Origin of the sequence: Corynebacterium falsenii, from assembly GCF_020099275.1 — a bacterium.
GTDB classification, from domain to species: domain Bacteria; phylum Actinomycetota; class Actinomycetes; order Mycobacteriales; family Mycobacteriaceae; genus Corynebacterium; species Corynebacterium falsenii.
Genome location: NZ_CP083646.1, coordinates 1,161,364 through 1,176,420 on the forward strand (window position 1 = coordinate 1,161,364; position 15,057 = coordinate 1,176,420).

At 64.2% G+C, this 15,057-nt stretch carries 12 protein-coding genes; 7 read left to right on the forward strand and 5 right to left on the reverse strand.

Translation table 11 applies throughout. The features are described from left to right. The first annotated feature begins 25 nt into the window (after nt 1–25). A complete protein-coding gene (gene clpX, locus LA343_RS05160) occupies nt 26–1,303 on the forward strand; it encodes an ATP-dependent Clp protease ATP-binding subunit ClpX (protein WP_025402282.1) in 1,278 nt (425 codons plus the stop codon). Here the strand turns inward: clpX and LA343_RS05165 are convergent. Continuing rightward, nucleotides 1,300–2,154 (reverse strand): hypothetical protein, encoded by an 855-nt coding sequence (locus LA343_RS05165; protein ID WP_025402283.1) that lies wholly within the window; start codon nt 2,152–2,154, stop codon nt 1,300–1,302. The two genes, clpX and LA343_RS05165, sit on opposite strands and share 4 nt — an antisense overlap. Nucleotides 2,155–2,350: 196 nt before the next feature. On the opposite strand from LA343_RS05165, the gene LA343_RS05170 reads away from it, so the two are divergent. The 6 genes from LA343_RS05170 to ndk all read left to right on the forward strand — a co-directional run bounded on the left by LA343_RS05170 (nt 2,351) and on the right by ndk (nt 10,241). Further along, complete coding sequence (locus LA343_RS05170) at nt 2,351–3,349, forward strand: malate dehydrogenase (RefSeq protein ID WP_025402284.1); 999 nt, start codon at nt 2,351–2,353, stop codon at nt 3,347–3,349. Nucleotides 3,350–3,362: 13 nt separating this feature from the next. After that, nucleotides 3,363–6,218 (forward strand): valine--tRNA ligase, encoded by a 2,856-nt coding sequence (locus tag LA343_RS05175; RefSeq protein WP_039910879.1) that lies wholly within the window; start codon nt 3,363–3,365, stop codon nt 6,216–6,218. Further along, nucleotides 6,215–7,786: a bifunctional tetrahydrofolate synthase/dihydrofolate synthase gene (gene folC, locus LA343_RS05180; RefSeq protein ID WP_025402286.1), complete on the forward strand. Its 1,572-nt coding sequence runs from the start codon at nt 6,215–6,217 to the stop codon at nt 7,784–7,786. Before LA343_RS05175 ends, folC begins: the two co-directional genes overlap by 4 nt. Before the next feature lie 139 nt (nt 7,787–7,925). Continuing rightward, nucleotides 7,926–8,405: a DUF4233 domain-containing protein gene (locus tag LA343_RS05185; protein WP_025402287.1), complete on the forward strand. Its 480-nt coding sequence runs from the start codon at nt 7,926–7,928 to the stop codon at nt 8,403–8,405. Between the two features lie 143 nt (nt 8,406–8,548). Next, the gene (locus LA343_RS11725; RefSeq protein ID WP_025402288.1) at nt 8,549–9,811 is read left to right on the forward strand and encodes a peptidoglycan recognition protein family protein; all 1,263 of its coding nucleotides are present in this window, start codon (nt 8,549–8,551) and stop codon (nt 9,809–9,811) included. 19 nt (nt 9,812–9,830) lie between these two features. Continuing rightward, entirely contained in the window at nt 9,831–10,241 is a 411-nt protein-coding gene (gene ndk / locus LA343_RS05195) for a nucleoside-diphosphate kinase (protein WP_025402289.1), read from the forward strand. 130 nt (nt 10,242–10,371) lie between these two features. Here the strand turns inward: ndk and LA343_RS05200 are convergent, their stop codons facing one another. The 4 genes from LA343_RS05200 to LA343_RS05215 all read right to left on the reverse strand — a co-directional run bounded on the left by LA343_RS05200 (nt 10,372) and on the right by LA343_RS05215 (nt 15,050). Beyond that, nucleotides 10,372–11,565, reverse strand: a complete 1,194-nt coding sequence (locus LA343_RS05200) for an FAD-dependent oxidoreductase (RefSeq protein ID WP_025402290.1) — start codon at nt 11,563–11,565, stop codon at nt 10,372–10,374. Between the two features lie 78 nt (nt 11,566–11,643). Next, nucleotides 11,644–12,780 (reverse strand): tyramine oxidase subunit B, encoded by a 1,137-nt coding sequence (locus tag LA343_RS05205; RefSeq protein ID WP_025402291.1) that lies wholly within the window; start codon nt 12,778–12,780, stop codon nt 11,644–11,646. A gap of 163 nt (nt 12,781–12,943) precedes the next feature. Next, a complete protein-coding gene (locus LA343_RS05210) occupies nt 12,944–14,176 on the reverse strand; it encodes an ammonium transporter (RefSeq protein ID WP_025402292.1) in 1,233 nt (410 codons plus the stop codon). Nucleotides 14,177–14,264: 88 nt separating this feature from the next. After that, the gene (locus LA343_RS05215; RefSeq protein WP_025402293.1) at nt 14,265–15,050 is read right to left on the reverse strand and encodes a hypothetical protein; all 786 of its coding nucleotides are present in this window, start codon (nt 15,048–15,050) and stop codon (nt 14,265–14,267) included. Between the last annotated feature and the right edge of the window lie 7 nt (nt 15,051–15,057).

Consider the following 15,057-nt stretch of genomic DNA (forward strand, 5'->3'; position numbering starts at 1 on the left):
CACAAGAAGAAAGCCGAAGGGACGTATGCCGGAAAGTGCAGAGCTGCTGAAGTGCTCCTTCTGTGGCAAGAGCCAGAAACAGGTCCGTAAACTCATTGCCGGACCAGGGGTGTATATCTGCGATGAGTGCATCGAGTTGTGCAACGAGATCATCGAAGAGGAGATGATCGCGGACCCCTCCGCCGGCGATGGTGGCGACAAACTCCCGAAGCCGAAGGCCATCTCCGAGTTCCTCGACAATTACGTCATCGGACAGGACGTCGCCAAGCGCACCCTCGCCGTGGCCGTCTACAACCACTACAAGCGCATCCAGGTCGAGGAGGCCAACGCGACCGCCCGTCGCAGCGACGACGAGGTGGAGCTGGCCAAGTCCAACATCCTCATGCTCGGCCCCACCGGCTCGGGCAAAACGTATTTGGCGCAGTCACTCGCACGGATGCTCGATGTGCCATTTGCTATCGCCGACGCCACCAGCCTCACCGAGGCCGGGTATGTCGGCGAGGATGTGGAGAATATCCTGCTCAAGTTGTTGCAGGCCGCGGACTTCGATCTCGCGAAGGCACAACGCGGGATCATCTACGTCGATGAGGTCGACAAGATCTCCCGCAAGTCGGAGAACCCATCGATCACCCGCGACGTCTCCGGCGAGGGCGTGCAACAAGCGCTGCTGAAGATCCTCGAAGGCACCGTGGCATCCGTGCCCCCGCAGGGCGGCCGGAAGCACCCGAACCAGGAGTTCATCCAGTTCGATACGAAAAACGTTCTGTTCATCGTGGCCGGTGCCTTCGCGGGCCTGGAGAAGGTCATCTCCGAACGCCGCGGCAAGAAGGGCCTGGGCTTCGGCGCGGAAATCTCCAGCAAGTCCGAGGAGGACAAGGATCCCTTCCAGTACGTCGAGCCGGAGGACCTGGTGAAGTTCGGGCTGATTCCCGAGCTCATCGGCCGTCTGCCCGTGCTTACCCACGTTGGCCACCTCGACGAGGATGCCCTCGTGCGCGTGCTCACGGAGCCGAAGAACTCCCTCGTCCGTCAGTACCAGCGCCTGTTCGAGATGGACGGTGTGCGCCTGACGTTCGAGGAGGATGCGTTGCGGGAAATCGCCCGCCAGGCTCTAGCTCGGGAAACCGGTGCGCGTGGCCTGCGCTCCATCATGGAGAGCATCCTGCTGCCCGTGATGTACAGCATCCCCGAAGACGAAGAGACCGGTGAGGTCATCATCACCGAGGACTGTGCGGCGGGGAAGGCTGAGCCGACGCTGCTCAGCCACGACGAGGTGGCCAAGCGCGATAAGCGCAGCGCCTAGTCGTGGTACAGGTCGCTGACTCCGGCGTGTCCGCCCGTGGTGGCGTCGGAGTCTAGGGGGCCAAAACCAGCGCCGTCCCCAAGGGGGTGAGTGCCCGCGGCCGAGTGGTCGGTGGAGTACAGGGAGGCGGCCACCGACGAACCGACTGCGGCGGAATGCGACGAGTGGGTGTAGGACGAACCCTGTTCGGTGGGCATGGTCGTAGTGAGGAACGCGAGAACGGCGTCGCAGGTGAGCTCGACGAGACCGCGGCGGTTCGTCTCATCGAACGCATCCATGCCGTAGAGGGCGTGGAACGTGCGACCCTGGGTGATGGCGAAGCTGCACAGGGAGCTCATGAGAATGTAGACGTCTTCGGCGGAGACACCCTCGCGGAACGCTCCGATGTCGTGACCAAGCATGAGCACACGATCAACGTGGAGCACCACGGGGGAGTCCTTCAACACACCGATGAGCGGGGAAATGTCGCCGTCGCCGAAGATGTTTTCGGAGGCGATGAGGCGCAGCGCGTTCGGGTTGTCCTCGAACCTGGCGTAGGTTTCGCGCACCAATTGACGGACAGCGGTGGCTGGAGTGACCTTGGTTGGCACATCGTCCGCAGAGGCCGGCCGCGGCCAGATGCACGCGTGAGCGTAGCGAAGCGCCTCGTAGTACAAGCCCTCGGGGGAGGCGAACACATCGGCCGAGGCCGGGAGGCCGGAGGCCTTCGCGATCGCTGCCACATGGCGGTCGTTCATGCGCGTACCTACCCGCGCGGCGATGGGAAGGGTGGCTTCCATGGCGCCGACGAATTGCTCAGCCGACAGGTGATATCGGTGAGCAATGGAGCGAATAAGAGGCAAGTTATGCACGGGCTCATCGTACCGCCCGGGCCGGGGCAGCCGCCGGGAAAGACAGGGGAGAGTGGGGCAGGTGGGGGTGATGGATCCAGCACACGCAGCCCGCGGGAGCGGGGGCGTTCACGGCCGACGCGGATCCTGAAAGCGCATTAGGCTGGAAAGTATATCCGGACGTTTACCGACGATTCTTTTTAAGGATGTGCGCCACATGACCGACAACCTTCATGTCACCGAACCCATCACCGTCTCCGTCACCGGAGCAGCCGGACAGATCGGCTACTCCCTCCTATTCCGCCTGGCCCAGGGCGAGGTCTTCGGGGACCGCCCGCTGAACCTCAAGCTCATCGAAACGGAGCAGGGCGCCGAGATCGCCAAGGGCGTGGCCATGGAGCTCGCCGACTGCGCCTTCCCGCTGCTCAACGACATGATGATCACCAGCGATCCCAACGAGGGCTTCGCCGGTGCTAACGCCGCGTTCCTCGTGGGCTCGAAGCCTCGCTCCAAGGGCGAGGAGCGTGCCGACCTGCTTGCAGCCAACGGCAAGATCTTCGCCCCGCAGGGCAAGGCCATCGCCAAGGAAGCCGCCGATGACGTGCGAGTTCTCGTGGTCGGCAACCCGGCCAACACGAACGCCGCGATCGTGGCCGCGCATGCCGAGGGTGTGGATCCGAAGCGCATCACCAGCCTGACCCGCCTGGATCACAACCGCGCGCTGGCTCAGCTGGCCGACAAGCTGGGCGAGCCCGTGAAGAACCTGTCGCACGTCACCGTGTGGGGCAACCACTCGGCCACCCAATTCCCCGACGCCACCGAGGTGCGCGTCAACGGCGAGCCCGCTCGTGGTCGCCTCGATGATGAGTGGGTGGAAGGCGAGTTCATTCCGCGCGTTGCCAAGCGCGGTGCCGAGATCATTGAGGTTCGTGGTCGTTCCTCGGCGGCATCTGCAGCCAGCGCTGCGCTGGACCACATGCGCGACTGGGTACACGGCACCCCAGAAGATGACTGGGTATCGGTGGCTCTGCCCTCCGATGGCTCCTACGGCATCCCAGAGGGACTGCAGTTCGGCTTCCCGTGCCGCAGCGTCAACGGCGAATGGGAGATCGTTCAGGGCCTGGAGATTAGCGACGACCAGCGTGCGATGCTCGACAAGAACGTTAAGGAACTGCAGGAAGAATGGGCGGCCGTAAAGGAAGCCGGATTGGTCTAGCCGCCACTGGTGGCTGGTGTTGTCGCAAGGTCTATTAGACTGGTCAATCGTGAGTAATACCAGTGCGAACCCAGCCCAAGAACAGCCCCACAACGATGCGCGCATCGGCGCGGATCGTTCCAGCTCGCTGCCGGCAGCGTGGGATCCCGCGGCGGTAGAAACCACGCTCTACCAGGAGTGGGTCGATGCCGGATATTTCACTGCTGACGCGGGCAGCTCCAAGCCCCCGTTCAGCATCGTGCTGCCCCCGCCGAACGTGACCGGGCAGCTGCACATGGGGCACGCCCTGGACCACACCCTCATGGATCACATGGCCCGCCGCAAGCGCATGCAGGGCTACGAGGTGCTGTGGCTGCCGGGCGCCGATCACGCTGGCATCGCTACCCAGACCAAGGTCGAAGCGCAGCTGAAGAAGACCGAGGGTAAGGATCGCTTCGACTACGGGCGCGAGGAGTTCGTCTCCCGCGTGTGGGAGTGGAAGGAACAATACGGTGGTGTGATCCAGGGCCAGATGCGCGCCATCGGCGATTCCGTGGATTGGTCGCGCGAGCGCTTCACGCTCGACGAGGGTTTGTCTCGTGCAGTGCAGACCATCTTCAAGGCGCTGTTCGATCGCGGGTTGATCTACCGCGCCAACCGCATGGTCAACTGGTCCCCGGTGCTGCAGACCGCCATCTCCGACATCGAGGTTGTCTACTCCGATGACGAGGGCGAGCTGGTGAGCATCCGCTACGGCTCGCTGAACGACGACGAGCCGCACGTCATCGTGGCCACCACCCGTGTGGAAACGATGCTGGGTGACGTCGCAGTGGCCGTCCACCCCGATGACGAGCGCTACAAGGATCTCGTGGGCACCACCCTGCCGCACCCGTTCCTGCCGGACCGTCAGATGATCGTGATCGCCGATGATTACGTGGATCCGGAGTTCGGTACCGGTGCCGTGAAGATCACCCCTGCGCACGATCCCAACGACTTCGCCATGGGCCAGCGCCACGACCTACCCATGCCCGACGTTATGGATGCCACCGGTCACATCGCCAACACCGGCACCGAGTTCGATGGCATGGACCGCTACGAGGCTCGCGAGAAGATCCGCCTGGCGCTGGAGGAGCAGGGCCGCATTGTTGGGCGCAAGGCACCTTACGTGCACAGCGTGGGCCACTCCGAGCGCAGCGGCGAGGCCGTGGAGCCGCGCCTGTCGGAGCAGTGGTGGGTGAAGGTTGACGAGCTCGCCGCGATGGCCAGCGCTGCCATCCGCGAAGGCGATTCCGTGATCCACCCCGCCAGCCAGGAACCGCGCTGGTTCGACTGGGTTGATGACATGCACGATTGGTGTATCTCCCGTCAGCTGTGGTGGGGCCACCGCATCCCCATCTGGTACGGACCGGATGGCGAAGTGGTCTGCTGCGGGCCGGACGATGAACCGCCGACGGGCGAGGGCTGGCGCCAAGACGAGGATGTGCTGGATACGTGGTTCAGCTCCGCGCTGTGGCCGTTCTCCACGATGGGTTGGCCGGACAACACCCCCGAGTTGCAGAAGTTCTACCCGACCAGCGTGCTGGTGACGGGCTACGACATCCTGTTCTTCTGGGTTGCCCGCATGATGATGTTCGCCACCTTCGCCGACACCCTGGAAGACTCGCCGCTGGGTGGCCGTGGCAGCGATGACAACGGCGACAGCAGCAACAACGGCGACAGCAGCACGTCCCGTCCGCAGGTGCCGTTCCGGGATATCTTCCTGCACGGCCTCGTCCGCGACGAAAAGGGCCGCAAGATGTCGAAGTCGCTGGGCAACGGCATCGACCCCATGGATTGGGTGCGCGATTACGGCGCCGACGCCCTGCGCTTCACCCTGGCCCGCGGCGCCAACCCCGGTTCCGACCTGCCGGTCGGCGAGGATTCCGCGCAGTCCTCCCGCAACTTCGCCACGAAGCTGTACAACGCCACGAAGTTCGCCCTCATGAACGGCGCGCACGTGGGTGAGCTGCCGGAGCGCTCCACGCTCACCGATGCCGACCGCTGGATCCTCGACCGCTTGGAGGAGATCCGAGTGCTCGTCGATGACGCCCTGGATCGCTACGAATTCTCCCTGGCCAACGAGAACCTCTACCGCTTCGCCTGGGGCGAGTTCTGCGACTGGTACCTGGAGATCGCCAAGGTGCAGATCCCCCGCGACTGGGATGCCGCCACCCCGGAGCAGGTAGAGCGCGGCGTGTCCACCCAGCTGGTGCTCGGCCGCGTGCTCGATTCCGTGCTGCGCATGCTGCACCCGGCGATGCCGTTCGTCACCGACACGCTGTGGAAGGCGCTGACTGACGGCGTGGAGGGCTACCCCGCCAGCCTCGCCGTGGCCGAGTGGCCGGGGCAGGACCTCACCAACGGTGGGGCCACCACTGATGCCGATGCCGTGCGCCGCATGCAGGATGTCGACAAGCTCGTCACCGAGCTGCGCCGTTTCCGCAGCGACCAGGGAGTCAAGCCCTCGCAAAAGGTTCCCGCGCGGCTGGACTTCGCCGCAGCGGATCTCACCGAGTTCGAGCCCGCGGTGCGCTCCCTGGTGCGCCTCGAGGAACCGGCCGAGGGATTCAGCGCTACGGCGTCGATCGAAGTTCGCCTGTCGCAGGCCACCATTGCGGTGGAGCTGGATACCTCCGGAACCGTGGATGTGGCTGCCGAGCGCAAGCGCTTGGAGAAGGATTTGGCGGCCGCGCAGAAGGAGCTCGATAACGCGGCGAAGAAGCTCAGCAACGAGTCCTTCCTGGCCAAGGCGCCGGAAAAGGTCGTGGAGGGCATCCGCGAGCGCCAGCGCGTGGCGCAGGAAGAACACGAGCGGATCACCGCTCGGCTGGAAGGACTGCCGAAGCAATGACACCCCGCGACGATGCCGCCACCCCGGATGACCAGGAGGGTTCGCGGCCGGACGATGTTGTTTTGGACGACGCCGGACTGTCCCTGCCCCTGGACTCGGTGATTCCCGATACCGGCGGCGATGCCGGTGACGGCGATGACGCGGGGGCCGAGCAGCTGCCCCCGCGCCCCATCACGACCGAGGACTTGGCCGCCCTGGCGCAGGTCGAGGCCGAGCTGGATCAGCGGTGGCCAGAGACGAAGATCGACCCGTCCCTGGAGCGGATCGAGCTGCTCATGGACCTGCTGGGTCACCCCGAGCGCACGTTCCCCGTCATCCACGTGGCGGGGACGAACGGCAAGACCTCCGTGGTGCGCATGATCGAGTCGCTGCTGCGCGCGTTCCACCGCCGGACGGGGCGCACCACCAGCCCGCACCTGCAGCTGGTCACCGAGCGCATCGCCATCGACGGCAAGCCGATTCACCCGCAGGATTACGTGCGGATCTGGGAAGAGATCAAGCCTTTCGTGGAGATGGTTGATGCCCGCAGCGCCGAAACCGGCGGGCCGCAGATGAGCAAGTTCGAAGTGCTCGTGGCGATGGCCTATGCCGCGTTTGCCGATGCGCCGGTTGACGTCGCCGTGGTGGAGACCGGCATGGGTGGTCGGTGGGATGCCACCAACGTGGCCAACGGTGAGGTCGCCGTCATCACGCCCATTGGGTACGACCACATGGATTACCTGGGTAACACCCTCACGGAGATCGCGGGGGAGAAGGCGGGCATCATCAAGGCCCGCTGGGATAGCGATGATTTGCTGACCCCTCCCGATACCGTGACCATCGTCGCCGAGCAGGAACCCGAGGCCATGCAGGTCATTCTTGCCGAAACTGTGGAGAAGGATTCCGCAGTGGCTCGGGCGGGTTCTGAGTTCGCGGTGCTCGCCAGCGGCATCGCTGTGGGCGGGCAGACGCTGACTATTCGCGGGCTGGGCGGGGAGTACACCGACATCTTCCTTCCGCTGTCCGGCGAACACCAGGCGCGCAACGCCGCGACGGCGCTGGCAGCTGTAGAGGCGTTTTTCGGCGCGGGCGGCGAGCGTCAGCTCGATATCGACACGGTGCGCGAGGGCTTCGCCACGGTGGCTTCGCCGGGACGGCTGGAGCGCGTGCGGTCCACCCCCAGTGTGTTCGTTGATGCCTCCCACAACCCGCACGGTGCCAAGGCCCTGGCGGCGGCGCTGGACCGGGACTTCGAGTTCCGCCGCCTCGTGGGCGTGGTCGCCGTGCTGGGAGACAAGGATGCCCGTGGCATCCTCGCGGAGCTGGAGCCGGTCTTCGATGAAGTGGTCATCACCCAAACCTCTTCGCCGCGCGCGTTGGAGGCAGACGTGTTGGCGGAATACGCCCGGGATGCGTTCGGCGAAGAACGAGTGCACGTGGCTGGGAATGTCCCCGGTGCCGTGGAGCTGGCGATGGAGCTGGCCGAGGATGACGAGGACGGGGTGGTCTCTGGCTCCGGCATTGTGATCACCGGGTCTGTTGTCACCGCCGGTGAGGCGCGTACTCTGTTTGGACACGAACCCGCCTAACGCGCTGGGGAACGTCAAGGCAGCCCCCAGCGCAAGGCGCACAAGGCAGCCCCCAGCGCAAGGCGCACAAGGCGGCCCCAGCGCTGGGAGCACAAACACCACTAGGGAACAACAACTAGGGAACAACGAGGCAAACACAGTGGCTAGAAACAAGCGACAGGCACACGACGTCGAGGTCGGACCTCTCGGCCCCGGGCACGATCCGGAGAACGATCCGCTCAAGGGACTACGCGGCGTGATGGCCGGGACCTTGGTGCTCGAGTCGATCGTCATTCTGCTGGTGCTCACGGTGATCACCCGCGTCCATGATGGCGAAGACGCCACCACCTTCAACATCGTCTACGTCACGGTGGTGGGCCTGGCGATGCTCGTCGCGGCCTTCCTCCAAAAGAAGCCGTGGGCCGGGGTGCTGAACATCGTGCTGCAGGTGTTCGCCATCGCCGGTTTCATCGTCCACCCGTCGATGGGCGCGATGGGCATCCTCTTTGCCTTGGTGTGGTGGTACATCTACCACCTGCGCCGCAATTTGGTGGAGCGCATGCGCCGCGGTTTGCTGCCCTCCCAGCACCTTGACGCGGATGGAAACCCGCGTTCTGCCACTACCCCCGCGAGCGAATAAAGGTAACGTTTTCCGACTTCGCGCCAGCGTCACTCAAGTATCTTGAGTAACATCCGTAACATTGACCTGGGAATACCCTGTTCTGGGGGTGGTGGACGCGTCAGTAAACCATTACCCCCATTTGTGCACTAGCATGCACAATCATGACGTTTTCCCGCCGCACATTCCTCCGCTCCGCCACCGTCGCCGGCGCTGCCGCCGGCGGGTCCCTCCTTTTCGCCAACGCCACCAACTTCGGCGGCCGTTCCGCCGCCACCATGGGGTCCTCCGGCGCACCCATCGGCTCCACTGATGTGGCGAATTTCATCACCTCCACCGGCATCGTCCCCAACACTGCGGCCCAACTGCCGGGCGGGGAACGCTTCATGTCCCTGGCCTTCCCAAGCGGCCAGGGCAGCGCCGTCATCAGCTACACGCTCGCGGACGGCACCACCACCGACGTCCACGCGGAACCCTCGTCGCACGGGCCCGATCACATGCCGCCGGGCCGCTTCTCCGAACCGATCCCTGTTCCCGCCGACGCCACAACGGCGGCCCTGTCCTCCGATGTCCCCGATGCCCGCGCATGCCTGCATGTCCTGCAGGCGCAGGCAGGGCAGGAAAAGGCCGTTATCGATGGCGGACTCACCCCGTACGCCTTGCCTTTCGACCCAGCTCGAGCGCAGGAATTGGCGCAGATGGGCGCCCAGGGTTCCTCCAACCTGCTGGATGTCTTGCGCCGGGTGGGGCTCGCCAATCCGCAGGTTCCCTCGGTTCCTGGCACACCCGGTGCAGGCTCGGGCGCGAACGTCATCGATGGTCTCCGAGTAGTATCCCGGGCCGAGTGGGGCTGCGATGAGTCCGTGACCACATGGGGCCCGTCGTTTTCCCCGGCCCAGCTCATCACGGTTCACCACTCCGCCATCGTCACCTCCGGTCTGACCGATTACAGCGCTGCGGTGCGCGGCATTCACTCCTACCATGCCGTGACCCAGGGCTGGGGAGACATCGGCTACCAGCTGCTCATCGACCCCAACGGTACGGTTTACCAGGGCCGCACCACCGGCCTGCCCGGCCAGGCCGTGTTCCAGGCGGGCAGCGTGGGGTTGAAGCCCCACGTGGTCACTGGCGGTCATGTGTACGACGCCAACGATGGCAACATCGGCATCTGCCTCATGGGTGACTTCTCGAGCTCCCGGCCCACCCAAGCCGCCATGGACGCGCTGACTACCGTGATCCGTCACCTGTGTAACGGGCTGAACCTCGACCCGCGCAGCCAGGTGGTCTACAGCAACACCTTCGGCGGCGCGCGCACCACCAAGCCCGCGATCTGTGGGCACCGCGATTGGGCTGATGTGTCCAGCTACACCAGCTGCCCGGGCGACATGGCGTACCCACTGTTGGAGACTGTGCGTCAGTCGGTCTAGGCCTGTAGAATCTCAAATCATGACTGAACGTACTCTGATTCTGATCAAGCCCGACGGTGTGAAGAACGGCCACGTGGGAGAGATCATCGCCCGCATCGAGCGCAAGGGCCTCAAGCTCGTCGAGATGGATCTGCGCACCGCAGACCGCGAGACCGCCGAGAAGCACTACGCTGAGCACTCCGACAAGCCCTTCTTCGGCGAGCTGGTGGACTTCATCACCTCCGCTCCGCTGGTCGCTGGCATCGTTGAGGGCGAGCGCGCCATCGAGGCATGGCGCCAGCTGGCCGGTGGCACCGACCCGGTGTCCAAGGCCACCCCGGGCACCATCCGCGGCGACTTCGCCCTGACCGTGGGCGAAAACGTTGTGCACGGCTCCGACTCCCCAGAGTCCGCTGAGCGCGAGATCGCCATCTGGTTCCCGAACCTGTAAACACTCCAGGTCACTCGGCCTGATACGCCGAGATCAGTTCCCTGAACACTGGGCACAGCACGAAGCGCCCGAGCGTGAGCTCGGGCGCTTCGTGCTGCTTGTGGCGTCGGAGTCAAAAAGCCCAACTGCGCTAGAGCCGCACGATGCTATCAGCGCGCTCCACATCCACGTGCTCGGCGAGGGTGAACTCGGGAAGCTGCAGCTCGGAGTGGCCATCCACGGCCATCTCGGCGAGCAGCCGACCGTAGATCGGGGCGAACTTCATGCCACGGCCGCTCATACCCGCCGCCACGATGGCACCGGTGGAGGGGGACACATCCACGATCGGCGCGCCCGTGGCCGTGAAACCGTCGTGGTGCATGGAGGTGCGCACGGTCGAGGGGATCATGCCGGTGACCGCCTCGCTCATGTCGGCCACGTAGCCGTCCACATCGTCGTCGTTGAGGGCAACGGCCTCCGGGGTGGTGTAGCGGTAAGGCTGCTCCAGCGGCGAGACCTTCACACTCCAACCGTCCAGGCTCGGGGCGCCGAAGACGTGCACCTTGCGGCCATCGTCGGCGATGAAATCCTTGATGAACACCGGTAGGGAATCCGGGGTGAACTCGTCGATGTGGTTGGGCATGTACCAGTTCAGCGGGATGCCCTTCACCCGAACGTAGTCCGCCAGCTCCGGGCACAGATGCGCGGACCAAGACCCCGCCGTGGCAATGACCGTGCCGGCGCGGACGGTGCCTTTGTCCGTGGAGATGACGAAGCCGCTGTCGCCGCTGTCGCCGTTGTTGGCCCTGTCAATCGCCAGCACCGTGGTGTGGTCCCACAATTCGGCCCCGTTATCCAGCGCCAGGTTCTGCGCCATCGCCACGGCTACCTCGGGGCGGATCGCCCCGCCCATGGGGTCGAGGATGCCGCGGTCGCCCTCGTGCTGGTGGAACTGCGGAAACCTTTCTGCAAGCTGCTCGGAATCGAGCTTCTCGCTGTCCAACCCGTGCTCCGCGATGACGTCATCGAGCACGTCCATGGCGGGGATCTCCGGTGTGCCGATGCTCAGCGCGCCGGTGGGGATGAACACGTCCCGGCCGGACTTCTCATTGAGCTCCAGCCACAACTGCCGGGCGCGCCGAGCCAGATCCACGTACTGGCCGCCTTCTTTCATGATGAGGCGGAACAGGCGGGATTCTCCTGCGTAAGAGCCCTTCGTGTGCACTCGGCCGAATTGTTCGACGCCAAGGATCGTGCTGCCTTCCGGTGCCGTTTCGGTCAGCTGCCACAGGGCCATGGATCCCATGGTGCCGCAGCCGACCACAACATAGTCGTAATACGTCACTGTGCGTTGTCTCCTTGCTTCGGTTGTCTGTCTCGTCCGTGTAGTTGGCTGCATCCGGCTGCATCCGGCTACAGCCGATTAGGCCATGGCGGGTTCGTGCCAGAGGTTGAGACTGGTGCCCAGGCCCTTGCGCAGGGCGTTGCCGTAGATCTCCGTGGCCCAGGAGACATCCTCGACGGGCATGCCACCCACGGAGTAGAGGGTGACCTTGTTCGGGTCGTAGCCGGGAGCCTTGCCCTTGGCCACGGAGGCAATGACCTCGAGGCGATCCTCGTGGATCTCCCCGCGGCTCATGAGGCTGTGCCAGTAGGTGCCGGGAATGCCGAGCTGTACGTAGGCCTCCGGGCCATATTCCTCGGCCCAGGCGTCGTAGAGGCCGCGGGCGTCGAGAATGAGACGGGCATCGTGGATGAGGAAGTCATCATCGAACCGTGCCGCGGCGGGCAACAGAACCAACGCGCCGGGCTTGAGCCACTTCTTGTTGAAGTAAGGGAACTTCTCCACACCGCCGGCATCGGTCGTGGCCGCTGCGAGCACGATGTCAGCGCCGGCGCAGGCCTGCTCGATGCTGCTGCAGGGGTTGACCGTGACGTTGGGGAACTTCTCGGCGGCGAAGGCCGTGAAGGAGTCGATACCGCGCTGGCTGCGCCCCACGAGGTTGATCGTGGTGATGCCGGGGCGCTGGGAGATGATGGCCTCGGTGTTGGTGCGTGCCATCACGCCGGGGCCAATGACGGCGAGCGTGGTGGAATCGGGGTTGGCCAGGTGCTTCACACCCACGGCCGGGACCGCGCCGGTGCGGTAAGCACTGAGCAGGTTAGCGCTCATGAGGGCCAGCGGTGCGCCGGTATCGGTGTCGTTGAGCACGAACAGGTGGATCGAGCGGGGCAGGCCCTTGTCCTTGTTCTCCACGTTCGAGCCGTACCACTTCACGCCCGTGGTGCCGAAGCGACCACCGAGGAAGGCGGGCATGGCCATGAAGCGGCGGTCCGGGCCGTCCTTGGGCATCCCCGCGAATTCGGGCTCTGCGGGGAAGCCCAGCATGGCGCCGTGGGAGTTGCGATTCTGGCCTGCCATGACGTAGTTGCCATCGTCCAGGAGGATCAGCGTTTCCTCCATGACATCTACGCAGCGCGCAATGTCGGTGACACCAGCTTCGATCATTTCCGGCTCGGAGAGGTAGATGAAATCAACGGAACGAGGATTGCGAGACATGATTTTTCCTTTCGGTCATTCTCCCGCGGCAATAAGGGGTGTATTGCGGGAGAAGAAAACATTGAGAGTTACACACCATTAGGGGTGTGAAAAGAATGCGGTACTGAAAAAGAATGTGGTGAGAAATGGTTGAGAAACAGTGCTGCGTTGACGCGTGATTCTTTTAAGTCGTTGCGTAGGCAACCTCGCGGTGAAGGGTCTTATCTACGCCCGCCTTTTCCTCTTCCTCGGAGAGGCGCAAGGTGAAGCACTTGCTCATCACCCACGCCAGCGCGTAGGTGGCGATGAAGGAGTAGGCCAGGGTGCAGACGATGGCGACGATTTCGCGCCAGATCAGGTCGGGCGATCCGCCGAAGAACACACCCGCGTGATTGGCCGGGGCGGAGGCCACCCCGAAGAACACGACGAACAGGGCCCCGACAATGCCGGAGATGCCGTGGACCGCGAACACGTCCAAGGAGTCATCCACCTTGTGCTTGCGCTTCAAATCGATGGCCCAGTAGGCAGCGCTGGCGGCCAGCATGCCCACGGCGATGGCGGCCATGGGGCTCACCGCGTCCGCCACCGGAGTGATGCCCACCATGCCGGCGATGGAACCCGTTGCGAGACCGGCGAGGGTGGCATTCTTCCGCAGGAAGCGCTCCAGCAGGTAGTAGGCCACGATGCCACCGCACAGTGCGAGCAGGGTCGTCATCACCACGTACTCGGCCAGGAAGTTCGCTCCACCTGCGGTGCCGCCGTTGAAGCCCATCCAGCCCATGAAGATCAGACCGGCTCCCACCAGCATCAATGGCAGGTTGTGCGGACGGTGTTCCACGGTGGCGCGCCGCCCCAAGACCATGGCCAGGGCCAGGCCGGAGGCGCCCGCGTTCATGTGGACTGCCGTGCCGCCAGCGAAGTCGTGCAGGTGGAGCGTGTTGCGCATCCATCCACCCACCACACCGGCGGCCGGGTCACTGGGAGCGAATACCCAGTGGGCGATCGGGCAATACACCAGCAGAACCCACAGCGGGGCGAAGACGATCCACGCGTCGAAGCGCATGCGTCCCGCAGCACCCGAGGACACGAGGGCCACGCTGATCGCCGCGAAGAGAATGTAGAACGCGGCGAAGAGGGTGCCGCCCTTGCCGTTGTCGTGCAGAAACTCTTGGTAGAAAGAGAACTCGAAGGGGTTGCCGATCAGGCCCCACGATCCCACGGAGTTTCCCATCACCAGGCCGTGGCCAACAATGACGTACACGATGGCTGTGATGCCGAGGGAGGACATCACCATCATCATCATGTTCAGCACACTACGGCCGTTGAGCATTCCGCCGTATAACATTGCCAAGCCCGGGAACATTAACAGCACCATGGAAAATGCCGCTAATATCCACGCGATATCTACGCCTTGCATAAATGAAACTCCTCATAACTCAGGTGCACCGCTTTTCGTGCACACCATGAGATTATGAGGATTATGTTCAGAGCTAATTGCTCGAATGTTAAGCGCTTGTTTCTTTCTTGCCCGAATTGTTTCCAACAGGGAAGCGCGCCTGGAATCTATCGCGCCCGGCCTCGGTGAGCGTGAGCCAGTACACAGGCGTGGCGTTTTCTGCAGTGGAGCGCAGCTCCCTGATTTTCACCATGTCCCCGCGTTGGCACAACTCATCCACCGCGGCCAAGGCGGCCTGCGGCTCCCAGGACCACTTGGCGAGGGCGTTCGTGAGAGCGTCGGACCGAATCTGCCGACCACGAGGGCACAGCTTCGATGCGTAGAAATAACCCCACATCCACTCGGCGGGCTCGGACAGTGACATCTCCGGGTGGGCCTTGGCGATGGCGAGTGGGCTGACATAGCGGACGGGCCGCCAGGTGTCGTGGAACATGGTCCACAAGGCCACGACCAGGGTCAATGCGCCGGCGGACCAGGCAAATTTCCAGCTATCCATGACGGACGAGAACTGCAGCGGTGCCATGGAGAGGATCAGCAGGAACACAAAGCGGCCTTCCTCTTTCCAGCTGAAGGGGGTGCGGGCGGCTTCGTCATCCGTCTTCAGAGGGTCGTAGTCGTTGCCCCGCTGGCCGTGACGTCGCAGGAAAAACCACCACACCACACCTACCGCGATAAACGCCACGGCGAGCACCAGCGTGGGTAGACCACCCTTGATCGGCGATGCGGTGACCACGACTGCGGCGGCGATCAGCACTGCCACCGCGACCTGCGCGATCCACGGCGGTTTGGTGCGGCGGTAGATATCCACGAAGGTGTCGGAATCGAGGGGCTTCATGGTGAAG